Raw genomic sequence first — 26,605 nt, 5'->3', positions numbered from 1 at the left:
TGGAATGCAACCAAGCACCAAGAATTTTTAAGGGTTAGGTTTTGGTGCGACCAAACCAACCCTTTTTCGCTGGTGCCTCTGCGTCACCACCTTCCGCGGCTTCGCCTTCTGCCGGACCTTCCAGCGCTTCCTGAAGGTTGGTGAAGAACTGATCGGCCATCTTTTTGGCAAAACCGTCAATGATACGGCTCCCCAGCTGGGCCAGCTTTCCGCCCACCTTAGCCTCGACATCATAGCTTAGCTCGCAGCCATCATCGCTCGGGGCAAATCGAACATCCGCGCCCCCTTTTGCGAAACCCGCAGCGCCACCTTTGCCAGCGCCTTCGATCCGCAAAGAAACGTCCTGCACTTGATCGCTGATCGAAACCTCACCCTTAAACGTTGCCTTTACCGGCCCAACCTTTTGCACCACCGTAGCAACAAACCCGCTTTCGGCAGAGCCTTCGACCTCGGTCGCACCTGGCACACACGCTTTCAGCATTTCCGGATCCAAAAGCGCTGCGTAAACTTGCGCTGGTGTCGCAGCAATCTGGCGTGTATCGGACATTTGCATGGTAGGCTCTCCTCAGGTGGTCAGGAAGCACGCTATGTATTTTTCTAGACAGCTGCAATGCGTTTGATGAAAGTACCAGAATGACAACCCGTTCCAACAGCGCCGGCCTCGCTATAGCTTTTGTGCTATTTGGAGTATTGTGCATCTCTCTGAATGATATGCTGATCAAAAGCCTCTCCAACGGCTATCCGTTGCATGAAATTATCTTCTTTCGCTCGGCCATCGCGCTATGTGTCAGCTTTGTCTTTCTTCAATTTGAAGGCGGATTGTCTGCACTGCGCACAGAACAGCCTTTGCTACATGTTTTTCGCGGGGTTTTGGTTGTGATCGCCAACATGTCCTTTTTTCTGGCCTTGGCAGTGATGCCCTTGGCCGATGCCACCGCGTTATTCTTTGCCGCACCCCTTTTCATCACGATCCTGTCTATCCCGATCTTGGGCGAAAAGGTGGGGCCGATACGATTTGGGGCTGTTTTGGTTGGCTTTATTGGCGTTCTCATCATGCAGCGCCCGTGGGAGCCTTCCGAAACCTTGGAGGTGTCACGCATTGTGATGTTGCTGCCAGTCCTTGGCGCGCTCACCTATGCGCTCAACCAGTTGATGACACGCAAACTGGGTGTAAAGGCCCCCGCCTCGGCGCTTGCCATCTACATCCAACTTACGTTTGTCTTTGTTTCGGCGTTCTTTTTCTTGATCGCAGGGGATGGGAAATTCGCGGCGACCGTCACCAATGAGTCGCTTCAATTCCTCTTTCGCGCATGGATTTGGCCCTCCCAACAGGATCAATGGGTTCTTTTGGGTCTGGGCGTTAACGGCGGGCTGATTGGCTATGCTCTTAGTCAGGCCTATCGCCTTGCGGATGCAGCAACGGTTGCCCCGTTTGAATATATTGGCCTGCCTTTGGCGGTATTTTGGGGCTTCCTTGCGTTTTCTGATTTACCCACATGGGAGGTCTGGACAGGGATCGCCCTGATCCTTGCCTCGGGCCTGTTTGTCTTCTTTCGAGAGCGGGTTAAAGCCAAACGGGTTACCCCCCGCCCCGTTGCAAGGCGTCACTAGCTGGCGACTTGCACCACAACTTTTCCCGTGGCTTGGCGTGTTCTCAAAAGGTCCAAACCTTCATTCGCTTTCTCCAACGGGAGAACGTTGCTGACATGGGGCTTTAGTTTGCCTTCAACATACCATCCTATCAGGGTCTCGATGCTTTGCGTCATGGCCTTTGGGTTTAGCTTGGCAAATCCACCCAGATAAAAACCTAGAACCGTCATGTTCTTCACCAACAAGATGTTGGCGGGTATCTGTGGCACCTCGCCGCTGGCAAACCCCAAGGGCAGCAGACGCGCGCCTTGGTTGCTGGCGCGCATGGCAGCTTTGAACTGGTCTCCGCCGATGGGGTCATAAACAACATCGGCACCGCCCAGCGCCTTTACCGTTTCTCGGATATCTTGCGTATCGGAATCGATCAGGTGGTCGGCACCTTTTTGCGCGCAAATGGCCAACCGATCAGCGCCACGGGCGCAGGCGATGACTTCGGCGCCCATAAGATGCCCCAACTCGACCGCCGTTAGCCCAACACCCCCCGACGCGCCAAGAACCAAAAGGCGCTCGCCCTCCAGCAGCCCCGCTTTTGCGCCCAGCGCCAGATGGCTGGTGCCATAGGTGATCAAAAAGGCCGCGGCATCTTCGAAAGACATCTGATCTGGCAGAGGCACGCAAATCTTGGCCGACAGAACCGCATATTCAGCAAGCCCGCCAATACCGCTATAGGCCACAACCCTTTGCCCGATCTCCAGCCCCTCAACGCCTTCACCAACCGCTGTGATCGTTCCGGCAAGCTCCATACCCGGTGTGAAAGGCAGCGCAGGCTTTTCCTGATAACTGCCCTTTACCAACAACGTGTCGCCAAAGTTCAACCCACAGGTCGCGACCTGCACTTGCACCTCTCCCGCTGCGGGCATCGGCGTGTCCAGAGTTTGCAGCGCCAGTGGCGAATTGTGTTCGGTAACTTGCATGGCCCGCATTAAATGGCACCCCTTCATTTGATCCGGCGCAATTTGTACTGCACGTCAGCGAAGTGCAAGAAGCTGACCTATCAAGAAGCCGGAAAACGCAAGGACACCCGCAAGCCCGGGTCAGCATCCTCTAGATTCAACACCGCACCATGCAAACGCGCCACCCCATCAACCAAACTAAGCCCAAGCCCATTGCCCGGCGTGTTGCGGCTTCGGTCCAGACGGTACAAACGTTGGGTTACCCGCCCCTTTTCATCCTCTGGAATACCTGGGCCATTATCCTCAACTATCAAAGAAACGCCTGTTGCCTCCTCTTGGATGGAAACGGTTATTTCCGCCCCTTGCTGCGTATGGCCCAGCGCATTTTCAATGAGGTTGGCAACAACCTGCCCCAGTAGGTTCTTTTCACCTTGGACGGATGCGAATTCTGGCCCCACAAAGCGCAAGGACTGCCCCCGTTCCATTGCCGTGGGTTCATAGACTTCAATCAGCGTTTGGCATAGCTGCGCGAGATCAACGGGTTCAAACCCTTCTCGCAGAGCTCCATTTTCAACTTGGGCAAGTTGTAGCAGCGACTGAAAGACCGCCGAAATGCCTGCCACCTCTTCGCGCGTTTCATCCACCAGATTGCTGGTGGCAGCATCATCTACGATGCCCGCCAATTCTTCGAGCCTGAGAGAAACACGTTGCACAGGTGTTTTCAAATCATGGGCAATGTCAGACGAAACCTGCCGCAAGGCCATGACAGACCTCTCTTGCGCGCCAGCCATGCCATTCACCGCCGCTCCGATCCGAGACAGATCATCCGACCACCGCGATCCCGTCACCACCCGCGCCGCCAGATCACCACCCGTGATCTTTTCCAGCGCCGAACGGATCACTTCAACGTGGCGCTCTGATCTACGGGCAAGGATATACCCCCCCGAAAGCGCAATCAGCACCGTCGGCAAAAGGCTAATCCAGAGGATATTCAGGAAAACGGGCTGTAACCCTTCGAGCTCAGCGCGGCTGCGCGCAATCGTTAGCCCTCCGCCATGCAGGCGGACACTCAGGGCCAGATATTCTCCATCTAGTTCGGCTGCGCCCTCTTCGAGCGAAATGATGTGAAATCCTTCACCGTCGCGCGCGACAGCGCCGTTGCCGTAAATCCTGCCGTTTCGGGTGACATAGCTGATGACCAAACGATCCGGATCGGTCTCGTCGGATTCAGCCTGCACCAACAAGGCCACCGCACGGGCCGATGGGGCTGCGCGAAAGCCTGCCAAATCTTGGGCCAGATCATCACGGATTGATTGCTCAAACGCGGCGCGCGTAAACGCATAGCTGGCGGCAAGGCTCAGCAAACTCACCGTTGTAAACAAGACAACCAGCATCAATGCCAGCCGCATCTGCATGGACCGCCAAAGCCGCCTCATCCGTCGATCCGGTAGCCCGAGCCACGCACGGTTTTGATCAGCTCGGTCGCAAAGGGCTTGTCCACCTTTGCCCGCAAGCGGCTGACGTGGGTTTCCACGACATTTGTCATCGGATCAAAGGATAAATCCCACACCCCTTCGAGCAACATAGTCCGTGTCTGAACCCGCCCTTTGCGGCGCAGCAAAAATTCAAGCAGCGCAAATTCGCGCGGCAATAGGTCGATGTCTTCGCCGCCACGCGTGACCTTTCGCGTCAGCAGATCAAGCGTCAGGTCATCCGCCTTTAACTCGGTCTCTTGCTCAACAGGTTGAGGGCGTCGACCAAGGGCTGCGACCCGCGCTGACAACTCGCCAAACGCAAACGGCTTTACCAGATAGTCATCGCCACCAGCGTTTAATCCGCCAATGCGATCCTCGACTGATGACATGGCCGTCAGGAACAATACAGGCGTTGTGTTGCCTGCCCCGCGCAGTGTTTTGACAACGGTCAGCCCATCCAGATGCGGCATCATCCGGTCCACGATCATCACATCATAATCACCGCTTGTCGCAGCAAGAAGCCCCGCGCGGCCATCCTCGACCAGATCCACAACATGCCCTTCTTCGCGCAATCCCTTGGCGATATAGGCCCCCGTTGTTTTGTCATCTTCGATTACAAGTAGTTTCATACACCCCCATATAGCGTTCCCAGCCAGAGATCGCACCCCACAGCGGATTACAGTTTTGTATAGGCTTGGGGGGCTATCCCGTAATCTTTGCCTCCCATCTTTGGTTCAATCGCAAAACAAATGCACGAGGACCAATATGACATCTTTGCTTTCTAAATCCGCTCCCATCGCGCTGGCCGCGTCTTTTGCCATGGTGCCTGCCCTGTCTTGGGCTGTACCCGCTGGCGGCTATGGCGACCTTGTCGAAGAAGTAGCTCCCGCTGTTGTCTTTATCAAAGTCACCGGCACGGCTGAAACAACATCGCAACTGCCTGACAATATGCCAAAAGGTTTGCGCAGACGTTTTGAGCAACAGCGCCCCGATGCAACCCCGCGCGGCGGTTTGGGGTCTGGCTTTATCATCTCGGAAGAAGGGCAGATCGTCACCAACCACCACGTTGTCGAGGGCGCGCAATCTGTCGAAGTGACCATGGCCGATGGCCGCACCTTTGACGCCAAAGTTCTGGGCAGTGATCCGGCAACGGACATCGCATTGCTGTCCATCACCGCCGAGGTGGACCTGCCGTTTGTTTCCTTTGGCACTTCCCAGACCATGCGGGTCGGGGACGAAGTTGTTGCCGTTGGCAATCCCTTTGGCCTTAGTTCAACCGTAACCAGTGGCATTATTTCGGCGAAGTCGCGCGATATCAACTCTGGCCCTTATGACGACTTCATCCAAACAGATGCCGCGATCAACCGTGGTAATTCGGGTGGGCCGCTGTTTAACAACGATGGTGACGTGATTGGTGTGAATACCGCGATCATCTCTCCCGGTGGCGGGTCTGTGGGGATCGGCTTTGCGGTGCCTTCCGATGTTGTACAAGAGGTCGTCGCGGATTTGGCCCAAGACGGCACCGTGACCCGTGGCTGGCTAGGTGTCAGCATCCGCCCGATGAGCGACGAGGTCGCCGAGGTGCTCGGCTTTGAGAAATCAAAGGGCGCTGTCGTTGATGTTGTCGCCAAAGATAGCCCCGCCGCAGAAGCTGGCCTGAAAAAAGGTGATATCATCCTAAGCTTTGATGAAACCCAAATCGAAGCGCTGCGCGATCTCACCCGCGCCGTTGCCGCCAAAGATCCCGATGACAAGGCAAATGTTACCGTGTTGAGGCGTGGCAAAGAGCTGACGCTCGACGTTACCATCGGCACGTTGGCACCGCAAAAAGCCTAAACCAAATTCCTGCGCGACCTCCAAAATCCGCGCAGGATGCGTTCTTTGCCCCCTCAAAGAACCCAGCCCCGATGCCTTTCCCCAGCATCGGGGCTTTGGCGCGGGCGAATGTCGCATCATCGGTTCTGGTCTCTCGCCACATGCCAGTGTATTCGGTCAGGGATGAGCAGAATGCGACATACCCCTTTGCACAGGTTTGTGCTGGCGCTGATAACCTTGGCGCTGCTCAGCGTTCCCTTTGCTCATAAGGTTACTGCTGCACCTATCTCTGCTGAGATGGCACAGTTCCTCGCGATTGGCGGACAACTATCAGACCTTTGCGGCGATCCCCAAGGGCAGGCTTCCAGCACCTGTGCAAGCTGCACAATCGCCGCGACGATGCTCAGCCCGAAAGCGATTAAGGTTTTGCGCCCCTCATTGGCGCCTGCTTTGTCGAATAAGGCCCTGATGCATATCGCCTTGTTGCAGGGCCATGCCATCCGCAACCCCCATCCTGCACGCGCGCCCCCAAAAAGCTGACACACCAAAAACATCTTACACGTCAACTTTTGCGGCCAATCTGGCACGCGTTTCTACAGGATATCTAACAATGAAAAACCTCATCATTGCTGCAACAGCAGCCATCATCACCGCATCCGCTGCCTTTGCTCATGATTACAAAGTCGGCCCGCTCAGCGTGATGCACCCGAAAACATTTGCCACCGCCAAGAATGCCAAAGTTGGCGGCGGCTATATGATGATCGAAAACACATCCGACATGGATGACAAACTGATCGCCGTTCGCGTTGCCGATATTCCCCGTATCGAGCTTCACCTTTCCGAAACCGATGCAAATGGCGTTGCGCGCATGATCAAACAAGACGGCATCGCGATCCCTGCCGGTGAAACCGTCACCCTAAAGCCTGGCGGCCTGCACGTGATGTTCATGGGCCTTGGCAACAAGTCCTTCATCCTAGGCGAAAAACTGGACGCAACGCTGGTTTTTGAAAAAGCCGGCGAATTGGCCGTACAGTTCAACATCGAAGAACGCGGCGAACATGATCATGGCGCGATGAAGCATACCGACTAAGGCATACCAAGCCCCAAAGGTTGCGAAAAATAGGCAGGCCAGTGCAAAGCGGCCTGCCTATAATTTTGTGATCTTCTCCAAGCAACGGTTCAGGACTTCACGCTCCTCAGCTGTCAAATGAGCCTCTAGCGCCGCATCATAGGCTTTTGCAGCTTGATAAAGGTCTGCGTAAACGCCCGCCCCTAACTTCGTCAGCGATAGAACCTCTAGCCTGCGGTCTTCTGGCTGTGTTTCCCGCAGCAGATACCGTTTCTTTTCCAATGCCGAGACCGCGCGGCTGACTTTGGTTTTGTGCAAGCTGGCGCGTTCGCAAATCATTTTTGCGGTCATCGGGCCGTAATTACCTAAATGGAAAAGCACCCGCCATTCGGTGCGCAGCATCCCGTATTTTTGCCGATAGTTCTTTTGAAAACCAACACTTGTCGCCTCTGCGGCCTTGTTAAGCGCATAGGGAAGGAACTGATCTAGGCTGAATTCGTTTTCTGACATCAGGCCAACTTACAGCTTGTTAGTTACAAATCAAACTAATATTCACGCCCGAACAGTAAAAGGGGTTTCTCATGAATAAAGAGCTTTCGCCGCACGGCCTGCAATCTGCCGCCACACCTGTTGGCACCACTGAAGGGTATATGCCTGGCTTTGGGAATGATTTCGAAACCGAGGCCCTACCCGGCGCGTTACCCCAAGGGATGAACTCTCCCCAACGGGTAAACTATGGCCTCTACGGAGAGCAGTTGAGCGGCACCGCCTTTACCGCCCCCAGCCACCAAAACGAACGGACATGGTGCTATCGCATTCGCCCATCGGTCAAACACACACACCGTTTCGAAAAAATTGACCTCCCGTTCTGGAAATCCGCCCCACACGTTGACCCCGATGTCATTTCCCTTGGCCAATACCGCTGGGATCCCGTCCCGCATTCCGAAAAGCCGCTGACATGGCTGACGGGGATGCGCACGATGACGACCGCTGGTGATGTGAACACGCAGGTTGGCATGGCCAGCCATATCTATCTTGTGACTGAATCTATGAAGGACGAATACTTCTACTCGGCGGATTCCGAATTGCTGGTTGTCCCTCAGGAAGGCCGCCTGCGTTTCGCAACCGAGCTGGGTGTGATCGACATCGAGCCACAGGAAATTGCGATCATCCCGCGTGGCCTCGTCTACCGCGTTGAAGTTCTGGAAGGGCCGGCGCGCGGTTTCGTCTGCGAAAACTACGGGCAAAAGTTCCACCTGCCTGGTCGTGGCCCTATCGGCGCTAACTGCATGGCCAACCCGCGTGATTTCAAAACGCCCGTTGCCGCATTCGAAGACCGCGAAACGCCGTCTACTGTTGTGATCAAATGGGCAGGTCAGTTCCACGAGACAAAGATCGGGCATTCTCCGCTGGACGTGGTCGCATGGCACGGCAACTACGCCCCCTGCAAATACGACCTACGCACCTATTGCCCCGTTGGCGCGATCCTGTTTGACCACCCTGATCCATCCATATTTACCGTTCTGACGGCAGACTCTGGCGTTGAAGGCACAGCAAACATCGACTTTGTTCTGTTCCGCGACCGCTGGATGGTGGCCGAAGATACCTTCCGCCCCCCATGGTACCACAAAAACGTCATGTCCGAGATGATGGGCAATATCTTTGGCATCTATGACGCCAAACCCGAAGGGTTCATTCCCGGTGGCATGAGCCTGCACAACATGATGATCCCGCACGGGCCAGATAAAACCGCCTTTGAAGGAGCTTCCAACGCCGACCTAGAGGCGGAGAAGCTGGAAAACACCATGTCATTCATGTTCGAAACCCGCTTCCCACAGCATCTGACCCAATTTGCAGCGACCCAAGCGCCACTGCAGGATGATTACATCGATTGCTGGACCGATCTGGAAAAGAAATTCGACGGCACTCCGGGTAAGAAATAATGGAAGTAGCGCTGGCCATCATTGGATTTGTCATCTTCTGCGGTGTCGGGATTGCTTGGGACTATTACAAGCCTTCCCGCTTTCGCAGGGGGTATCACAATACCAAATCTGGCGGCGGCACAGGCTATTTCGGCGACAGCGATGGCGGCAGCGACGGCGGTTGCGGTGGCGGCGATTGAATAACGGTGCAACACAGGGGCACCACGACTTAAGGAACAACAATGACTTTGATGAAATCTTGGGTGGAAAGCGCAAACAGCGCAAACACCCCTTTCCCGCTCAACAACCTACCCTACGGCGTTTTCGCCATTGATGGTGTCGAGCCGCGCTGCGGTGTTGCGATTGGTGACATGATCCTAGACATGTACGCCGCCGAAGAAGCAGGCCTGATCGAAATCGCTGATCAACCTGTTTTCGACGTCCCCTATTGGAACGACCTGATGGAACTGGGCCCCGAAGCATGGGCCACGCTACGTACCCGTTTGCAACAGCTTCTCGCGGAAGGCGCGTCCGAACAATCCGCTGTTGAGGCGTTGTTGGTCCCTCTTGCGGATGCCAGCCTAGAAATGCCGCTGGTCGTTTCGGAATACACCGATTTCTATGCGGGACGTCAGCACGCTGCGAACATGGGCGCGATCCTGCGCGGCTCGCCTGATTTGCCCGCAAACTGGCTGCACATTCCGATCGGTTACAACGGGCGCGCGTCATCCGTTGTGGTGTCTGGTACGGACATTCACCGCCCACTGGGCCAGTCCAAGGCGCCTGATGCGGAAATGCCATCCTTTGGCCCCTCCAAACGTTTGGATATCGAGCTGGAAATGGGCGCCATTGTTGGCACCTCTTCCGAATTTGGCCAGCCAATCACCGTTGATGAAGCCGACAAGATGATCTTTGGCTACGTTCTGCTGAACGATTGGTCCGCACGTGACATCCAAGGCTGGGAATACCAGCCGCTTGGGCCTTTCCAAGGCAAAGCCTTTGGCACATCCATCTCGCCTTGGATCGTGACATCTGCCGCTCTGGAACCGTTTCGCACAGCCACACCACCACGTGAAAAAGAACTACTGCCCTACCTGAACAGCACCATCGACGGGCTGTATGATATCGAGCTTGAAGTTCTGATGAAGCCAAACGGCTCTGACACCACCACCAGCCTGAGCAAAACCAACTACAGCCGCATGTATTATTCCGCTGCCGAGCAGCTCTGCCACCACGCCATCGGTGGGTGCGGTATGAACGCGGGTGATCTGCTAGGCTCTGGCACCATCTCTGGCCCGACAAAAACCGAATACGGCTCGTTGATGGAAGTTTCATGGGCAGGTCGTGAACCCTTCACGCTTGAAGGTGGCGAAACCCGCACGTTTATCGAAGACGGCGACACCATGACACTGCGCGGCGCAGCAAAAGGTGACGGGTTCCAAATCGGATTTGGCGATTGTGTTGGTACCATCCTGCCCTCTGTCAAACTTCCCTAACATTTCATCGAAATCCGCCGCTTGTGGCCTTCACGCCTCAAGCGCAACAATAGGAGCCACGAAAATGGCAAAAGCATTCGCGTCCCAAGGGGACATGACAGAAAAGAAAATCACCTTTGACGAAATCGGCCGCGACCTCTGGGCGTTTACCGCCGAGGGCGATCCGAACTCGGGCGTGATCATCGGCGACGAAAGCGTGATGATCGTCGAGGCGCAGGCAACCCCGCGCCTTGCCAACAAAGTCATCGAAAAAGTGCGTGAAGTGACGGACAAGCCGATCAGCCATGTTGTGTTGACCCACTATCACGCTGTGCGCGTTTTGGGTGCTTCGGCCTATGGCGCCGAGCAAATCATTATGGGTGAGGCTGCCCGTGGCATGGTGATGGAGCGCGGCCAAGAAGATTGGGACAGCGAATTCCAACGCTTCCCGCGTCTATTTGAGGGCCACGAGAGCATTCCAGGCCTCACCTTTCCGACCACCACGTTCAACGACCGTATGACCGTGCACCTTGGCAACCGCCGCGTTGACCTGATGCACCTTGGTCGTGCGCACACTGCCGGAGATATCGTGATCCACGTGCCAGACGAAAACGTCATGTTCACAGGTGACATCGTCGAAGACCATTCTGCCTGCTATTGCGGCGATGGCCACTTTGCCGATTGGGGCAACACATTGGACGCGATCAAAGCCTATGATGTGAACTCCATCGCGCCGGGTCGTGGTGGTGCGTTGATCGGCAAAGAGGCCGTGAACCGCGCGATTGAAAGCACACGGGATTTCGTCGAGTCCACTTACGCCCCAGCTGCTCGTGTTGCGGCCCAAGGCGGCACGCTGAAACAAGCATGGGACGCTGTGCGCGCAGAATGTGACCCCAAGTTCGCAGATTACGCGATCTATGAACACTGCCTGCCGTTCAACGTGGCCCGCGCCTATGACGAAGCACGCGGCATCACCCACCCCCGCATCTGGACCGCCGAACGCGATCTGGAAATGTGGGCCGCACTGCAAGGCTAAGGCCCGCACACAAGAAATGCCTGCGCATTTTGACGGATGCGCAGGCAACACAGAAAGGGAGACACACAATGGTTGCAACACGGTATCAAACCGCTTTCAAACTTTACCCCTACAAAAAGGTAGAGGCCCAAGACGGCGCAGCAGTTCGCCATCCCGTTGTGATTGTTGGTGGCGGCCCTATTGGCCTCGCGCTGGCGCTTGATCTGGGGCTAAAGGGCACGCCTGCGCTGGTGCTGGATGACCATGACGGCGCGGGCCTTGGATCGAAGGCGATCTGTTTTGCCAAACGCACCCTAGACATTGCCAACCGCATGGGGGCGGGTCAGGCGATGGTGGACAAAGGTGTTGTCTGGAACGTCGGCAAAGTTTTTCATGATGACCGTAAGGTGTTTGATTTCAATCTTCTGCCAGAAGACGGCCACCGCAACCCCGCCTTTATCAACCTTCAGCAGCCCTATTTTGAAAAATACTTTGTTGATGCGATCACTGACGCACAGGCAAAAGGCGCGCCAATCGAAATTCGGGGCCGCAACTGTGTTACTGCCGTTGAGAACCATGGCGATTTTAGCACCCTCACAGTTGACACACCTGACGGCCCTTATCAGATCGAGGCCGACTATCTCATCGCTTGTGACGGCGCGCGTTCACCGATCCGCGACATGATGGGCCTTACCTTTGACGGGCGGGTGTTTGAGGACAACTTCCTCATCGCTGACGTCCATATGAAGGCCGACTTCCCCACCGAACGCTGGTTCTGGTTCGAGCCCCCCTTCAAGGGCAGCGGCCAATCCGCCCTGCTGCACAAACAACCCGACGACATCTGGCGCATCGACTTTCAGCTTGGCTGGGACATTGACCGCGATCACGAGCTAGACCCAGACCGCATTCGCGCCCGCGTCGACGCGATGCTGGCCTCTCAGGCTGGCGAAGTCCCGCAATACGAGTTGGAGTGGACATCCATCTATACCTTCCAATGCCGCAGGATGGAAAAGTTCCGCCATGGCAATGTGATCTTTGCAGGCGATAGCGCGCATCAGGTTTCCCCCTTTGGGGCGCGCGGCGCGAACTCAGGCGTGCAAGACACAGATAACCTCGCTTGGAAATTGGATTTGGTTCTGAAAGGTTTGGCTGACGATAGTCTCCTGGACACCTATGCCACCGAACGCGAGCATGGTGCGGATGAGAACATCCTCAACTCAACCCGCGCGACCGATTTCCTGACACCGAAATCTGAGGTCTCAAAATCCTTCCGCAACGCGGTACTAGAGCTGGCCAACAAGCACGCCTTTGCACGTCCTTTGGTAAACTCTGGCCGCTTGTCGGTGCCTTGTAACTATGTCGGTTTTCCACTGTTTGGAGAGGACGCCCTGAACGGGCCTGAAGCCACTCAACCCGGCATGACATGCCCCGACGCGCCTTTTGGCGACAGTTTTGTTCTAGAACATCTTGGCGGAGGATTTACCGTATTGGCAATCGGATGCGCAGCCACAGATGTAGACGCCCACGGCATCACAGCCAAGGCCCTGAACATCCCAAGCCCCTCGGGCGCCCTCAAATCACGCTATTTGGGCGGTGCTGCGCAGGCCGTTTACCTCATTCGCCCTGACCAACATGTGGTCGCCCGCTGGGCCAACTTTGACGCAGGCGCAATTGCCGCTGCAATCCAAACCGCAATCGGAAAGGGCTGATCATGCTGAACCTAACCCCGAACATCCCCGACCCTGACGGCTTTTACCAAGAGCTGATTGCCGCCCATGAGGGTATGACCAAAGAGCAAAGCGATGCGTTTAACGCGCGGCTGATCCTCACGCTGGCCAATCACATCGGGGATCGAGACGTAATTTCCCAAGCCCTAGAAGCCGCGAAATGAGCGAAGTCGTTCTGTGGGATTACCCCAAGTCATCCGCCAGCTACCGCCTTCGGATCGCATTGAATATGGCGGGCATTGATTATCGGATCGAGACTGTCGACCTATTGGCAAAAGACCACCTAGGGGCGGAACACCTAGCGCGCAATCCACAAGGTTTTGTGCCTGTGCTGGATATCGACGGTCACCGCCTAACGCAGTCCTTGGCAATCCTCGAATACCTCGATCAAACGCGAAACTTGGGCCTGCTGCCAAACGATCCCTTTGAACGTGCTCGCCAAAAGGCCCTTGCCCATGCAATCGCCGTTGATCTGCACCCCGTGTGCAACTTGTCCGTCGCCAGCTTTGCCACCAAGGGTGAAGAGCCTGCGCGCACCAATTGGATGCGCCATTTCATCGCGCCGCGCATGGCCGCCTTTGAGGCGCTTCTCGATGGATTTGAACAATCGCCCTATTGTTGCGGCGATCAGCCGAGTTTGGCGGACATCGTTCTGATGCCTCAGATTTATAACGCCAAACGCTGGGGGGCTGATTATGCCTCTTGCAAGAGGATTATTGGCGTTGAGGCTGCTTGTGCGCAACATCCGGCGTTCATGGCCGCGCATCCCGATCGGTAATTCAACCCACCCTTTGATCGCCACCTCTGAACTTACGCTTACGCCCCTTCCGCAAAAACACTGTTTGATATACAAAACATCGGAAAGCTGATGTGATGAGCAAGCAAAACAGGAGCCGCAATGACACAGGAAATGAAGAACTCCCTTCCTCCGACTAATGAGGACACCTGCGGCCCCTATTTCCCAATCTATTTCCAAATGCCTGCTTTGGAGAACCTGACCAGATTTGACGCTGGCATTGTGGGCCAAGCCTCGGGAACGCCGATCATCTTGCGGGGCCGTGTTCTGGATCGCCATGGTGATCTGGCGAATGGCGCAATTTTGGAGTTTTGGCAGGCCAATGCCAAAGGCATCTACCGAACACCTGCAACTATGGGCGAAGAGGACATTGATCCGTGGTTCGACGGCTACGGCCGCCAACGAACGGCATCTGGCGAATACGAATTCCGCACGATCATGCCAGGCGCGGCGGACGGGCGAGCACCGAACATCACGATCACAATCTTTTCGGACGGCATCAGCCGCATCGTCACCCAGATGTTTTTCGAAAACCAAACGATGAATGCCTCTGATCCTGTCCTTTTGTCTGTGGGGGACGATGCGCCAAAACTCATCTCGCGGCATGACGGGCGGACCGCAAAGGGCGAGGAAGTCTATATCTTTGACATCATCATGGCAGGCGCTGGCGAAACACCTTTCTTCGATGATCTGGAGAGCTGAGACATGACCCCCAAAGGACGTATTCTGGGCATCGGCCCTACCGACAACACCTCTGATCAACGCACCCCGCGCCAGCCCCTGCGCAGGATTCCCCAGACCGCGCGGGATAGCTTTGTTCCCGTTGTGCCAGCGCGCTATGCGACCAACCCGCATGAATGGGACATGACCCGAACCGCCCCTGACCGCCCCCGCGCCGATGGTGTCCCCATCGAAGTGACAGGCACAGTACGAACCCAAAGCGGCGCCCCCCTGCGCCACGCCTTGTTGGAAATATGGAGCGCCAATCACTATGGCCGCTACCGCCATATTGAAGACCTCTCTGACATCCGGCTGGATGAAAACCATTTGGGGATGGGACGGGTGGTAACGGATGAAAATGGCAACTACCGTTTTTGGGCGATCAGCCCAGGGGCGTATCTGGCGCGGCCTGACATTGGACGTTGGCGCCCAAAACACATCCACCTCTCGGTCAGTGGCGGATCATCGCGGCTGATTACACAGATGTATTTTCCGGATGAGCCGAACAACGCCAGTGATCCGATGGCTATTTTGATGGGCGACTCTTTTGAGCGAAACATTGGCAGGCCGCGCGATGTGGGGGCCGCGGATGTTGAGGAAGCTTATGATTTTGACATCGTGATCGGTGGGCGCAACGCAACCTATTTTGAATAGCAGATCAGGCCCGTTTGGTGGCAAGCGGGCTTTTATCCATTTGATCAGTCAGGTGATCAATCATCCTTAAGGACAAGGATGCCTTGATATCCCGATAGGCGGGATCATCCCATAGATTGGTTGTCTCACGCGGATCATTGACCAGATCATACAACTCGCCCCAATCTTCGGTTTGATAGGTGGTGAAGCGCCATTCTTTATTCCTTAGCGAACGCACCCGCGCAGGTGGCTGGAACCCCAACCGCGAACCGCTGTCGTTATATTCCAGAAACAAATCCGGCCGGTGCGCTGTGTTTGCGTGCAAACACTCCAAAAAGCTTTCCCCTTGGATACCATTATATGGCGCAAGACCTGCGCGTTCCAGAATGCTTGCCGATATATCCAATGTGTTGGCCATCGCATCGGTACGCGCGATTGTATCTTGGCCCGCGTCTGACCAGATCATCGGCACCCGTGTGACCGACCGCATTGGCAAGGCCCCTTTGAAAAGCAAATCAAAGTCGCCCAAGTAATCCCCATGATCGGAATTAAAGATGATGACCGTGTTTTCGTATTGGTCTGTCTCTTTCAACGCAGCGACCAGTTTTCCGACCTGATCGTCGATCATCGTGATCATGCCTGCAGTCAGGGCCATTGCCTCTTGGATGTGGTGCCGGTCTGTACGGAATGCAATTTGCGGCAGCTCTGGCCCCTCTCCGTTTTGCCAGCGCTTTGTCAAAAACTCCATCGGCGGGGACGGGTTTTTATGAGCCGAATAGGGAAGATCGGGGTCAAACTGATCTGGGGAATACATATCCCAATATTTACCCGGAGGATTAAAGGGATGGTGAGGATCTGGAAAGGACACAAAAGCAAAGAACGGATCATCCTGATCCGCTTTCGACTTTAGGTATTCGACACCACGATCACCAATCCAACTCGTTGGATAATATTCTTCGGGGATCGGAGTGCGATATGCCTGAGGGCAGCTATAATCATGGGGCAATTCGTTTGAGGGGTCATGTTTCGCCTGCCAATCAGGGCAGTTTTGGCGAAACCACTGCTCGTAATGGCCACCGCATTTGTCACCATGACGGGTGACTGTTTCCACATGTTGAAAGCCGTAATAGGGGGTTTTCACCTCATAAAGCAGATCATCATCATAATTGTCTGGCTGCTCCTGATCAAAGTTCCCCTCTTCGGGTTTCCATGCCTCTTGGATCATCCTTTCCTCTGGGTCATCAGGCCGCCCGCTGGATTGCGCCAAGAAAGGTTGCAGGTGGCTTTTGCCAATACTCGCCGTGCGATAGCCGCCCGCTGCCAACACATCCACAAAGGTGTTCGCCCGCATTGGTAACGTGCAGCCATTGTGGCGCAGCCCGTGCAAACTGGGCATTCGCCCTGTCATAAACGACGCTCGGTTCGGCATACAAACTGGCGTTGCCACGTGAAAATCGTCAAACACCGTTCCGCTCGCGGCAAGCGCATCAATATGGGGTGTTTTCACCACAGGATGCCCCATACAGCCTAACCAGTCAGCACGGTGCTGATCCGTCATGATATAGAGAAAATTTGGTTTCTTTTTCACGCGACTACTCCACATCTCGGGACTAGAACGGTAGCGGCATTGGTTTTCTGCCACCAGCCTAAACAATCGCTAATGGCACGCGTTGAGCGTACAAAATGGACAAAGCCGCCTTGTGAGGGTCTATAGATGCGTCAAGCGGACCAAGTGATTATCCCACGTCATATCACCGCCAGTTTCAACGCTGCGAAGCTGCCCGCCCTCCAGATAGGATAACCCTGATTTTGAGGTCATGGCCACGCCAGCGTCTAATGCCGCAACACCGCTGGCCAACGGAACCTCAAACCCCGCAATCGGCGCACCCGTTGCCACATCAAAGGTCAAAACCCAATTGCCCTTGGGGCCTGTCACATAGAAAGCCTCACCACCTGACGACATCGCAACCGATCCGCCATAATGCTTTAGACGGGCCGTATCGGGGTGATCGAGAAACGCCAACGATCCATCCGGTTTTGCCAATGCCGCAACTGGTACGTTTTTGCGCGGATCCCCCTGCCACTGTAGCGCGATCGCAATGCTTTGATCCGCGTTCGCATCAATATGGCGAATTGAGTTTTGCCTGAATTCTTCTGGTGGCTCGATGATCGCCTCTATCGCGCCTTGGGCACTTAGATAGGTTAGATTTGAGCGCATTGTGGGCAGGTTTAGCTTGCTGCGGCCGCTGTCTGGGTGGGTCAGTATTCCGCCGTTTGCAACGGCAAAGCTTCCATTGTTCAGGCGAATGATCTCATGCGGGCCAACCCCACCAGAGGGCAGTTCACCAATTCGTTTGCATCCGCCCTGCACATCCCAAACACCGATGCGCCCAACGCCTTCCTCATAGGCGTTCTCGGTGGTCAGCAACAGATTACCATCTGCCGAAAACGCACCATGTCCGTAAAAATGCAGCCCGTTTGGCGCGTTAAGCCGCGCAACCTCTTGGCCTGATGTGCAATCGACGATGATCGCAAACCGCCCTGGACGGCGCGCAAAGGCAACGGCGACTGGCTGTGTCGGATGAGCAGCGGCGGCATGCCCCCGCGAAGGAAGCGGCAATTGGAACAGCTTATCACCTGTCCCAGAGAGCCCGATCAGCCATGCGTTGTTATTGCGATCTATCGCAGCTGTCAGAAACGACGGCGCGCCGACATCGGCCCATGTCAGCCCCGCAACCATGCTCGCTGCACCTGCCGCGAGAAACTGCCGCCTAAGCACCTTAATCCCCGTCTGCTGGACTAAAGCCCGTATCAACCCCTAATCCAGGGCCAATATCTTCGGCCAGCGCGTGGCGGATTTCATCTATCTTGGTCTGCAATAGCTCAACCCGAAAACGGCCTTGCGGTGTTTTCACAGCTTCGGAAATCGAAACAGGAATTTCCGCCAGACGGCCTTCGGCTTGCCCGACCAGTTCCAAAATCCAAGCCCGATCAGGATCTCGCAAATCTCCGGCAAAACCCGAACGGATCATCTGGGCAAACCCGTTCAGCTGGGCCGAAACGATCCTTCCCGTCAGTCCAGAGCGCCACGCCTCTGCACGTTTGGGGAAGGTCCGGTCATACGTGCCCATCGGGCGCCCCAATCGTTGTTCGGAAATGCGGATCAGGCCGAAATCCAACGCGGTATAAAGGGTCTTGGTAAACTCCTCGTTGGATAGGTACACAGGATTTTCCGGCCCCGCAGCACGGATAAGATCAGCCCAACCATCCACGTCAAACCAATCATCATAAAGCTGCTCTGCCGTTTGATGCAAAACCGCAGAAACCCCAATGATAGCAGGGCACGTGGGGATATCCGTAAACAAAAGGCGCTCGATTGCGGGCAACCCTTGGCCAGCGGCCGATCCTGAGGCCACGGCCTGTCCAGATCGTTGGGCCACAGAGGGTTGCGCCATGATGCTTTTCAACGCGCGGCCCACAAAGTTCTTTTTGTCGGGCCAAAAGTTAATCGAAAGAACCGCGCCGCTTTGCTCGGCAGGGCCGAATTGGTAACTATCCAGCGGCGCCCATGTCAGCCAGACGTTTTCAAACCCATTAATAATTTCTTCGCGAGATATCTCAGCGTTGCAATAATCCTGTGTTGCCTCTGCGAAGTCTTTCGTTGCCCCTGCAAAAGCAGAATACTGCCCCTCTAACACCGCCAGCGAACGGCGGCGCAGGGCCTCGTGGTCTACCTCACCCCGCCCCGGCGCCCAATACGGCAGGCCAAGCTCTTCGTTATACGCGCTACCTTCCTGCGCCCAACACGCGGTAGCTGCCAAAGTCGCAACAACAGCTAGGATAGATCGGATCATGTCAGAGAGACTCCAGATAGGTGATAAGCGCGTCACGATCTTCCGCACTCATTTGTCGTACAGTTTCACGTGCAGGCTCTGCCTCTCCGCCATGCCACAGGATGGCCTCCAAAAGCGAGCGCGCCCTGCCGTCATGCAGGAAGTTTGTGTGGCCGCTAACAGTTTGCGTAAGCCCGATGCCCCAAAGAGGTGCGGTGCGCCATTCGCGCCCTGTCGCCTCCCACTCTGGGCGGTTGTCGGCCAATCCTTCGCCCATATCGTGCAACAACATATCACTATAGGGCCAGATCAGCTGGAAACTCTGCTCGGGTTGGTTTTCAAGGCGGTGCGTCACGAATTTCGGCTGGTGACATGACACACAACCGGTTTGATAAAACAGCTCTTTACCGCGCAGCACTTGAGGATCGTCTAAATCCCTACGCGCAGGAACCGCCAGATTGCGGGAATAAAATGTCACGAGGTCCAGCACTTCGTCGCTTACCTCTAACTGGTCGGTTGGGCTGCTACCATCAGGCGCCAATCGGCAATCGCTCTGAGCGCCAGTACATTCACCCCAGCCAGCTGGATGCAGTGATGTCGACAGCCCCAAATCACCGGAAAAGGCACCTGCTGATTGCGCTTTGATCGTTGGCGCACCCGCCTTTAACCCAAAGCGCCCCAACATCCACTGATCAAACTCGCCCGACCAAACACGATTGGCCTTACCGGAAATCCCGTCACCGTCAGCGTCATCGGGATCAGCCAAAGCCAAAATATCGGCCTCTGGGATCGCTTCGAGCAGGCCAAGGCCGATCATCTGAGGCGTCACACGCGGGCTTAGCTGCGTCTGCGGGTGCAGGTCACCATATGCCACGTCGGTGAAGGTATAGGTCGGTTTGCGCAAATCAACAGTGCTGCCATCGCCCATGGTCACGGAAACCGTTTCGTAAGATATCTCCATTCGCCCTTCAGCGGGGATGCCTGCAATGGATTTATCCTGAAGCTGCGTGCCGTAGGTCGGCTCTGGCGCATTTGCCAGATATTTCAAGGTTTCGTCATCCAGATCACTGAACGACTTTGGAATGGAAACCCGCAAGAACATGGAAACACCCGTGTCCGAGTGATCCTCTGGCGGATGCCCCCGCCCATCTTTGATGTGGCAGCGCTGGCATGCGCGCGCATTAAACAGGGGGCCCAAACCATCGCTACTGACTGTCGAAGCAGGGGCCGTGACCCAAAGCTTGCGAAAGAACCCGTTTCCGACTTTGAAATCCAGTTCGCGTTCGAACGTCATATTGGCAGAGGCAAAGGAAAACGCGTCTTTGGTTTTGATGCCAAACTTTGTCGCTTTGCCAGCTGGATGCGTTTCGAATTTCTCGGCTGTTTCAAAGGTATCTGTTGAGGCGGTAGCGTTAGAAATACGCTCCGCCTCAACCTGTGTTCTAGGCACAATGTCCAAGTGGGGCTCTCCCCAGCCGTCCGCGAATACGGGTGATCCAGCGGCGGTCAAAAAGAAAGATAATAGCCCTACATGGCGCATAGTCATTGCGCGTCCTTTTTATTCAAATACAGCCGCTGTGTTGTCGAGACTATCGGAACCCTCAACAGTTACACCTTCAAGGCCTGCAACCTCGACTGCCCGCTCGATATTACGTGTTTGAGCAACCAATCCATCAATCGCTTTCTGGATTAGCGCATTGCCTTCATCGTTACCAGACGCCAACAGCTGATCATAAGCCTGACCTGCATCTGCCGATGCTCTGATCGCATCAAGGCTTTTCATCGTTGCGTCCATATCTGCCAATAGGTTGTCTGCCAGACCTTGGTCGCGCTCGGCCACGTAGTCATACAAGGATGGGCCCTCGATAACGGAACCATCCGTGCGCACGTAACGACCTGTGTAAACGTTACGAATACCTAAACCATCGTAGTAGTGGCTGTTGTGTGTGTTGTCGGAAAAGCAATCATGCTCTTCTTCGGGATCGTGCAACAACAGGCCTAGCTTCATCCGCTCGCCTGCTTGCTCACCATAAGATAGCGAGCCGATACCGGTGAAGGCCATCACAATACCGTCGCCCGCAACCAAATCTTGGCGCGCTTGGCCACCTTCAACCCAAAGGGCAATTGCATCTTCCAGATCCGCAATCAGCAGTTCGGTCGCTGCAACCAGATAATCTGCACGGCGATCACAATTTTCAGCTGTGCAATTTTCAACATCAAAATCAGAAGCTGGACGTTTCCCCGCACCTGCATCCGTTCCGTTCAGGTCCTGCCCCCACAGAAGGAATTCGATGGCGTGATAGCCCGTCGCAACATTCGCTTCGATGCCGTCAAATTCATGCAGCTGCTGCAAAACCGCTGGTGTGATTTTGGTGGCATCCAATGTTTGGCCCGAAACCTCGACCGTTGGGTGCGCAACGATATTCGCCAGCGAGTAAGGGTTTTCGTCGTTACCACCAAAAGTTGGATCGACATAGTCAATCAACCCTTCATCGAGCGGCCAAGCGTTCACCTTGCCTTCCCATTCATCAACAGACGGGTTTCCAAAACGGAAGGCTTCAGTCTGCTGATACGGCACACGCGCAGCAAGCCATGCCGTTTTTGCCGCGGCCAGGTTCTCCTCCGTAGGTGCGGAAACGAATGCGTCTACAGCGGCCTTCAGGCTTTTTGCCGTTGTCAGGCTATCCTCGTAACCAGCCAAAGCGATGTCGCCATAGTGGCTCACAACAGCGGCCTCATCAGCGGCTTGCGCGGCCGTCGATAATGCTGCGATGGAGCAGAAGGAAAGAAGTGTCTTTTTCATATCATGATCCCAAAATATATGTGCAAAAGCCAATACTTGAACAAAGAAATTGGCCTAGGAATTGGCGATACCCATCCCCTCGGATGCTCAAAGAAATCTCGATATATACAACGGGATATTTCACCCAATGCTATCGAACCCCCGTTCAAGCACCAAAAAGGAATCTGGTATTTTCTTGGGCCCGAGTTAACCTGAGTAAATTTGTCAGGCAAGTGGTTTTTCACTTCCCTCCCCGCTTTTTTCTCAACAGCGGCAACCTCTCGCACAAAAAAGGGGCCTCCCAAGGCCCCTTTCCCGTATAGCAAATGCATCAACCTTAACGGCGCCAGATCCACATTGCGTTGTTTTCGTGTTTGCCAGTGTCCTCACCGATCACAACAGCCCCATCCGCAAGAACAATCAGGTTATCCGGATTAGAAATGGAATCCACAGGGCATGCGTTTACGTCCTTGGCTCCGTCATAGCCGTGCCCAGCGACAACCGGCTCCATGCGAGATACGTTAAAGTTCGCATCAAGACGCATTTCGTAAACCACACCACATTTATTCTGGGCAACCGAGATATCTCCCTCGCCATCCGACATCCCTTTGGCGATTTCGGACATCGCCATATACATAAACGGGTGGCCGTTTTCGACGGCTTTGGCGTTGATGTTCACGCCTTCCATCTTGCGAAACTCGCCGGTTGCGCCTTTGGCAATCGCGGCCTTGCGGGATTCCAGAAATGCCACACGGTTGTCAGCCGCTTCGCCACGCGCCCAGATCGCGACTTCTTCGTCGGTGATATAATTTGTCTGGCCAGCAACGTAATCATCCATAGTGATGCCATCATATTCGCGGATCCACGGGGCGATTTCATCGTTAGAGCCATGCGCCAATTCAATCCACGAGATATCAAATGCCGTGGTTGCAGCATCTGCGCCAAATTCACTATCCTGACGGATTTGCGCGGCATATAAGGTACCCGCAGACAGGTCATTTTCCTTGTCAGCTACGAATTTGTAGAAAACAACATTTGTGCCATCATCAGACATATAGGCCGTTTTCCCATCCGGCATCACAACAGCATTTTCGTGGCTGTAACGGCCCAGCGCAAAGTGTTTTACAGGCGTCGCCGCGCCTGCCGGATCTGTGATCTCAAGGATATAGCCGTAGTCATAGGGATTTGGGTATGTACCCTCCAAATACGCGGCCAACATCTGGTTATCCTCGATGTACTTATATTCGGCGTTGTTCCAATCCGCTGTATTATCGAAATAAAGCTCCTCAGAGGACAATGGCGTCTGCCAAGGGGACATGGTGCCAAAACAGTTCACCCATGTGCCGCGCACCGAAGAGAAATCCAGCATCTCAACCAATGATTTGCTCCACGTGCCATCTTCAGCGCGCGCAATTTTGGCACGAGACATCCCACCAGGGCGGTTTTCCCAGTTTGTGAAAAGAAGGCCCTGATTTTCGCCCGTCTCGACATAGCCGTTAAAATCGGGGTCGTTAGAAACGATCAGCTCTTTGCCGTCGATTGATTTGATCACACCCGCGCCATCAACACCTTCTTGCAGCAAAATCTTGAACTGACCCAAGCTGGAACGAACCGTCGCCTTTTCTGCATCGGTTGTTGCAACGCCCAGCTCGGCCGCTTTCCAGTCAACATTTGAAATCACCCCAACAGATGCTTTTGCATATTCATTTGTCAGGTCTTTTGAAGGGTGCTGAATGTTAAAAAACAGATCATTCCCGACTTCATACAGCCCTGTGATCTCTGCCTTGAGGGGGACGGTCGCGACCCGTGTCAGGCTGTCAGCAAATGCTGTTGGCGTAAGCAAAGTGGAACTAAAAAGAAGGGATAAAATGGACGGGCTAAGAAACTTCATCAGTATCTCCAAAAATGGCTAATCCAGTCCGCAAATGCATTGGGACCTCTGAAACACCTCATCCATCACAGGCATTACAGCAACATGACAAAACACGCCAAAGATGAATTCCCTTTGACGCTACCACCCCGCCCTGCTTTTTTGCAGGGCCTTTTTCTGCCCAAGGTCAACGGGCTAGCAAACCAAAGCGGTGAAGTTTTAACCCAGCAGACCAACCTTATCACGCGCGAGGTTCTTCTGCTCGGCACGTGATAAGATTGAAATGGCCTCTTCTACGCTTTGCCCGGATTTGCGCGCTTTGTCCCATATGCGCTTGCAAGACTGCGGCGACCAAGGAAGCGCAGCCGCCGCAAGCCAAAGGCGCAATGGCTCTGGCAGAGCGTCATAAGCATCCATCGGGTTCGCGGATCGCCGCCGTTTCTTTAGGGATGTTGCCCCAAGGTTCTTGTTCATTTTTCTAACCCAAATCGGATCCTAGTGAGGGTATCATCATGAAATCAGTGACGCCCTGTTCATGCCGCTTGCTCTGCTCGGCGCCATAACGGGAAGGGATCGATGTATTCAGGAATGGCATCAATCGACGTTGCAACACTTGGTGATACAAGAGCCGCATCAAGGCGCGCCTTTAGCGCGGTCCAGTCGATCCCTGTTCCGATGAACACGATTTCCTGCCGACGGTCGCCCCATGGCTCTTCCCAATGCTGGCTCATATAGGCGCGCGCAACAGGGTCTTCTGGCCAACGGTCTTTTGGAACAGTTGCCCACCATGTGCCCATTGGTTTGACCGAAGATAGCGCCCCAGCCAACGAAAACTCGGCGACCCAATCCGGTCGGGAGGCCAGCCAAAAATGCCCCTTGGCGCGGATCACACCCGGCAAATCGCTATTGAGCACTTCCATGATCTTTTCAGGCACAAAAGGTTGGCGCGCGCGATACACAAAGGACGCCACACCATACTCTTCGGTTTCAGGCACGTGATCCGCAAAACCATAAAGCTCTTTTGCCCACATGGGATGTTCGTGGGCTTTGTCGAAATCAAACAGCCCCGTATCCAGAATGGCATCGGCAGGCACATCCGAATGGCTGGTTTCAATAATCCGCGCATCTGCGTTCAGGCTGCGAATAATCACACGCGCAGCGTCAACCTGCTGGGGCGTCGCATCCTCGACCTTGTTCAAAACAACAACGTCTGCGAATTCGATCTGCTCGACTAGCAGGTTAACAAGCGTCCGGTCGTCCTCCTCCCCAAGGGTTTCGCCCCGATCGCGCAAGAAATCGTGACTGGAATAGTCCTTCAAAAGGTTCACAGCATCCACAACCGTGACCATCGTATCAAGGCGGGAAACGTCCGATAGGCTCTCTCCGTATTCATCGCGGAAATCAAACGTCGCCGCCACAGGAAGAGGTTCAGAGATGCCTGTGGATTCGATCAGCAGGTAATCAAAACGCCCCTCGCCAGCCAATCGGCGCACTTCGTCTAATAGATCATCCCGCAACGTACAGCAGATGCACCCGTTGGACATTTCAACCAAAGTTTCATCCGTGCGGCTCAGTTCGGTATCTGCACGCACCAGATCCGCGTCGATATTCACTTCGGACATGTCATTTACAATAACGGCAACCCGACGCCCCTCACGATTGTTCAAGACACGATTCAGAAGGGTCGTCTTGCCCGCCCCCAGAAAACCGGAAAGCACAGTAACGGGTAATTTTTCGGCCATGGTTTCATCCTTATGAGAGAGAGCATTCTGGGCGGGCATCGCCTTCTGGAAATTTGATCGACATGTTATAACATTACATAAATGAGAGCGCAAGAACCCAAACCAGAAAAATCTTCGGCGATACCCGCCGAAGATGCCAACACACTAAAAATAGGAAAATACCACAAAACAAATACTTATGCCGCAAAACACAGCTAAGCAGTTGATTGCCCCCGCCCCAAACAACGAGAGGACCAGATTTCGAAAATGGTTTTAATGAACAGTCGATGTGTGGGCGTGAATCGAAGGAGAGCCGCTTACCATTTCTTTTGGAGCAGCAAGGTTCATACGCCTCAGCGCATGTCCAAAATCGGCTGCCAATGCCGTTACCAGCGGAGCAAAATCTGGCCGCACCATAAGCGTTGCGAATAACATCGCGTCTTCACGTTGCCCCGTTGCAGCCGCGGCCACAAAATTCGCAAAACAGGATTCGTCAGCGCCCAAACATTTGCAATGAATCGAATGCCGCATGAGAGGCCTCCGCCCATGCTGGGCACAGAGGTTACACAGCTCCTCAAGCGTTTTTGCAGCTTTGCGCCCCTGAACCGAACCGAGCAGGGATATAAAATCGCTCAATACCGTCGATTGAGCATCAGAGCCTGTACACCACAAACGAAAATAAAGGACCGCTGCTGCCTCAACCCCATCTAGCTCGGCGATCATCCCAACAGCTGCGCCACCGCGGCTTTTGCCAGGCCGCTTTTCCAAAGCGCCCCTCATTTTGTCAAAATCAACTTACCGGCGCGCGTAATCCGCAGCGTGTAGGTCTGGTCATCAAGAATAATCTGCGCCAGCCCCCCTTCCTGCGTCAAATCACGTGCAGAATATGCTGGCACCGCAGACGATGCCGACCGTGTCGGGGGAGTAGATTGATAGCTCATATATGTCTCCATTCCGTAGAGAGGTGGCGATCCTGTATCCCAGCCGCTTTCGCGCCTTGGTGTTCAGCCGTGATAAAACGAGTTTCCAGCGGATTCATTTTCCCACGTTTCCGCTTTGATCGGTCGTGCGACCTGCCTAGGGGGTGTTTGTTGGTTAGCATCAGAATCCCTCGCAAAAACCGTCGGGCTTCCATCTTGCAGATTCGGGTAGCTTGACTTTTCACTATCCTGACTATTTTAGTTGGTTAAGTCAAGTTGACATATATCA

28 protein-coding genes are annotated in these 26,605 nt (G+C 54.7%); 13 read left to right on the top strand and 15 right to left on the bottom strand.

The genetic code is table 11. The features are described 5' to 3' along the window. Nucleotides 1-34 precede the first annotated feature (34 nt). The gene (locus Z948_RS0110970) at nucleotides 35-553 is read right to left on the bottom strand and encodes an SRPBCC family protein (RefSeq protein ID WP_025059613.1); all 519 of its coding nucleotides are present in this window, start codon (nucleotides 551-553) and stop codon (nucleotides 35-37) included. An 80-nt stretch (nucleotides 554-633) separates the two neighbouring features. On the opposite strand from Z948_RS0110970, the gene Z948_RS0110965 reads away from it, so the two are divergent. Beyond that, on the top strand, nucleotides 634-1,611 hold the full coding sequence (locus Z948_RS0110965; RefSeq protein ID WP_025059612.1) for a DMT family transporter: 978 nt from the start codon (nucleotides 634-636) through the stop codon (nucleotides 1,609-1,611). On the opposite strand, the gene Z948_RS0110960 is transcribed toward Z948_RS0110965, so the two are convergent. The 3 genes from Z948_RS0110960 to Z948_RS0110950 form a co-directional block, all read right to left on the bottom strand. Then, nucleotides 1,608-2,573, bottom strand: coding sequence for an NADPH:quinone oxidoreductase family protein (locus Z948_RS0110960; RefSeq protein ID WP_025059611.1), 966 nt, complete (start codon nucleotides 2,571-2,573; stop codon nucleotides 1,608-1,610). The genes Z948_RS0110965 and Z948_RS0110960 overlap by 4 nt on opposite strands. Nucleotides 2,574-2,644: 71 nt before the next feature. Then, nucleotides 2,645-3,979, bottom strand: coding sequence for a sensor histidine kinase (locus Z948_RS0110955; RefSeq protein ID WP_025059610.1), 1,335 nt, complete (start codon nucleotides 3,977-3,979; stop codon nucleotides 2,645-2,647). After that, on the bottom strand, nucleotides 3,976-4,647 hold the full coding sequence (locus Z948_RS0110950; protein WP_025059609.1) for a winged helix-turn-helix domain-containing protein: 672 nt from the start codon (nucleotides 4,645-4,647) through the stop codon (nucleotides 3,976-3,978). Before Z948_RS0110950 ends, Z948_RS0110955 begins: the two co-directional genes overlap by 4 nt. 136 nt (nucleotides 4,648-4,783) lie before the next feature. On the opposite strand from Z948_RS0110950, the gene Z948_RS0110945 reads away from it, so the two are divergent. The 3 genes from Z948_RS0110945 to Z948_RS0110935 all read left to right on the top strand — a co-directional run bounded on the left by Z948_RS0110945 (nucleotide 4,784) and on the right by Z948_RS0110935 (nucleotide 6,923). Further along, the gene (locus Z948_RS0110945) at nucleotides 4,784-5,854 is read left to right on the top strand and encodes a Do family serine endopeptidase (protein ID WP_025059608.1); all 1,071 of its coding nucleotides are present in this window, start codon (nucleotides 4,784-4,786) and stop codon (nucleotides 5,852-5,854) included. Between the two features lie 171 nt (nucleotides 5,855-6,025). Next, nucleotides 6,026-6,373, top strand: a complete 348-nt coding sequence (locus Z948_RS0110940) for a hypothetical protein (protein WP_025059607.1) — start codon at nucleotides 6,026-6,028, stop codon at nucleotides 6,371-6,373. 70 nt (nucleotides 6,374-6,443) lie between these two features. Next, on the top strand, nucleotides 6,444-6,923 hold the full coding sequence (locus Z948_RS0110935) for a copper chaperone PCu(A)C (RefSeq protein WP_025059606.1): 480 nt from the start codon (nucleotides 6,444-6,446) through the stop codon (nucleotides 6,921-6,923). 57 nt (nucleotides 6,924-6,980) lie between these two features. Here the strand turns inward: Z948_RS0110935 and Z948_RS0110930 are convergent, their stop codons facing one another. Further along, nucleotides 6,981-7,412, bottom strand: coding sequence for a MarR family winged helix-turn-helix transcriptional regulator (locus tag Z948_RS0110930; RefSeq protein WP_025059605.1), 432 nt, complete (start codon nucleotides 7,410-7,412; stop codon nucleotides 6,981-6,983). Between the two features lie 71 nt (nucleotides 7,413-7,483). On the opposite strand from Z948_RS0110930, the gene hmgA reads away from it, so the two are divergent. The 9 genes from hmgA (at nucleotide 7,484) to Z948_RS0110885 (ending at nucleotide 15,211) form a co-directional block, all read left to right on the top strand. Next, on the top strand, nucleotides 7,484-8,845 hold the full coding sequence (gene hmgA, locus Z948_RS0110925) for a homogentisate 1,2-dioxygenase (RefSeq protein WP_025059604.1): 1,362 nt from the start codon (nucleotides 7,484-7,486) through the stop codon (nucleotides 8,843-8,845). Next, nucleotides 8,845-9,024, top strand: a complete 180-nt coding sequence (locus Z948_RS0110920) for a hypothetical protein (RefSeq protein WP_025059603.1) — start codon at nucleotides 8,845-8,847, stop codon at nucleotides 9,022-9,024. Before hmgA ends, Z948_RS0110920 begins: the two co-directional genes overlap by 1 nt. A 42-nt stretch (nucleotides 9,025-9,066) precedes the next feature. After that, complete coding sequence (fahA, locus tag Z948_RS0110915) at nucleotides 9,067-10,320, top strand: fumarylacetoacetase (protein ID WP_025059602.1); 1,254 nt, start codon at nucleotides 9,067-9,069, stop codon at nucleotides 10,318-10,320. Between the two features lie 64 nt (nucleotides 10,321-10,384). Continuing rightward, entirely contained in the window at nucleotides 10,385-11,335 is a 951-nt protein-coding gene (locus tag Z948_RS0110910; protein WP_025059601.1) for an MBL fold metallo-hydrolase, read from the top strand. A 68-nt stretch (nucleotides 11,336-11,403) separates the two neighbouring features. After that, complete coding sequence (locus Z948_RS0110905; protein WP_025059600.1) at nucleotides 11,404-13,023, top strand: FAD-dependent oxidoreductase; 1,620 nt, start codon at nucleotides 11,404-11,406, stop codon at nucleotides 13,021-13,023. A gap of 2 nt (nucleotides 13,024-13,025) precedes the next feature. Continuing rightward, the gene (locus Z948_RS0110900) at nucleotides 13,026-13,205 is read left to right on the top strand and encodes a DUF2783 domain-containing protein (protein WP_037952217.1); all 180 of its coding nucleotides are present in this window, start codon (nucleotides 13,026-13,028) and stop codon (nucleotides 13,203-13,205) included. Further along, a complete protein-coding gene (gene maiA / locus Z948_RS18035) occupies nucleotides 13,202-13,819 on the top strand; it encodes a maleylacetoacetate isomerase (protein WP_037952214.1) in 618 nt (205 codons plus the stop codon). The genes Z948_RS0110900 and maiA overlap by 4 nt, the downstream gene beginning before the upstream one ends. Nucleotides 13,820-13,939: 120 nt before the next feature. Next, a complete protein-coding gene (locus Z948_RS0110890) occupies nucleotides 13,940-14,539 on the top strand; it encodes a dioxygenase family protein (protein ID WP_025059598.1) in 600 nt (199 codons plus the stop codon). 3 nt (nucleotides 14,540-14,542) lie between these two features. Continuing rightward, on the top strand, nucleotides 14,543-15,211 hold the full coding sequence (locus tag Z948_RS0110885; RefSeq protein WP_025059597.1) for a dioxygenase family protein: 669 nt from the start codon (nucleotides 14,543-14,545) through the stop codon (nucleotides 15,209-15,211). A 4-nt stretch (nucleotides 15,212-15,215) separates the two neighbouring features. On the opposite strand, the gene Z948_RS0110880 is transcribed toward Z948_RS0110885, so the two are convergent. From Z948_RS0110880 to hemP, 10 genes are all read right to left on the bottom strand, one after another. Beyond that, a complete protein-coding gene (locus Z948_RS0110880; RefSeq protein WP_025059596.1) occupies nucleotides 15,216-16,778 on the bottom strand; it encodes a sulfatase family protein in 1,563 nt (520 codons plus the stop codon). Between the two features lie 120 nt (nucleotides 16,779-16,898). Beyond that, the gene (locus Z948_RS0110875; protein WP_052033186.1) at nucleotides 16,899-17,930 is read right to left on the bottom strand and encodes a DUF1513 domain-containing protein; all 1,032 of its coding nucleotides are present in this window, start codon (nucleotides 17,928-17,930) and stop codon (nucleotides 16,899-16,901) included. A 40-nt stretch (nucleotides 17,931-17,970) separates the two neighbouring features. Then, complete coding sequence (locus tag Z948_RS0110870; RefSeq protein ID WP_025059594.1) at nucleotides 17,971-19,044, bottom strand: imelysin family protein; 1,074 nt, start codon at nucleotides 19,042-19,044, stop codon at nucleotides 17,971-17,973. A 1-nt stretch (nucleotide 19,045) separates the two neighbouring features. Beyond that, a complete protein-coding gene (locus tag Z948_RS0110865) occupies nucleotides 19,046-20,563 on the bottom strand; it encodes a di-heme oxidoreductase family protein (protein WP_425427154.1) in 1,518 nt (505 codons plus the stop codon). An 18-nt stretch (nucleotides 20,564-20,581) separates the two neighbouring features. Then, complete coding sequence (locus tag Z948_RS0110860) at nucleotides 20,582-21,826, bottom strand: imelysin family protein (protein ID WP_025059592.1); 1,245 nt, start codon at nucleotides 21,824-21,826, stop codon at nucleotides 20,582-20,584. A 316-nt stretch (nucleotides 21,827-22,142) separates the two neighbouring features. Continuing rightward, nucleotides 22,143-23,696, bottom strand: coding sequence for an alkaline phosphatase PhoX (locus tag Z948_RS0110850; RefSeq protein WP_025059590.1), 1,554 nt, complete (start codon nucleotides 23,694-23,696; stop codon nucleotides 22,143-22,145). 198 nt (nucleotides 23,697-23,894) lie between these two features. Next, complete coding sequence (locus Z948_RS18755; protein WP_081784057.1) at nucleotides 23,895-24,149, bottom strand: DUF6525 family protein; 255 nt, start codon at nucleotides 24,147-24,149, stop codon at nucleotides 23,895-23,897. A 59-nt stretch (nucleotides 24,150-24,208) separates the two neighbouring features. Further along, nucleotides 24,209-25,417 carry a GTP-binding protein gene (locus tag Z948_RS0110840; protein ID WP_025059589.1) on the bottom strand — a complete coding sequence of 403 codons (1,209 nt, stop codon included), beginning with the start codon at nucleotides 25,415-25,417 and terminating at the stop codon, nucleotides 24,209-24,211. Nucleotides 25,418-25,669: 252 nt separating this feature from the next. Further along, entirely contained in the window at nucleotides 25,670-26,164 is a 495-nt protein-coding gene (locus Z948_RS0110835) for a hypothetical protein (protein WP_037952268.1), read from the bottom strand. Between the two features lie 8 nt (nucleotides 26,165-26,172). Continuing rightward, complete coding sequence (gene hemP / locus Z948_RS18750; RefSeq protein WP_081784056.1) at nucleotides 26,173-26,337, bottom strand: hemin uptake protein HemP; 165 nt, start codon at nucleotides 26,335-26,337, stop codon at nucleotides 26,173-26,175. Nucleotides 26,338-26,605: the final 268 nt, after the last annotated feature.

The sequence above is a fragment of the Sulfitobacter donghicola DSW-25 = KCTC 12864 = JCM 14565 genome (genome assembly GCF_000622405.1).
Taxonomy (GTDB): domain Bacteria; phylum Pseudomonadota; class Alphaproteobacteria; order Rhodobacterales; family Rhodobacteraceae; genus Sulfitobacter; species Sulfitobacter donghicola.
This window is presented reverse-complemented; position numbering and strand designations above follow the sequence as displayed.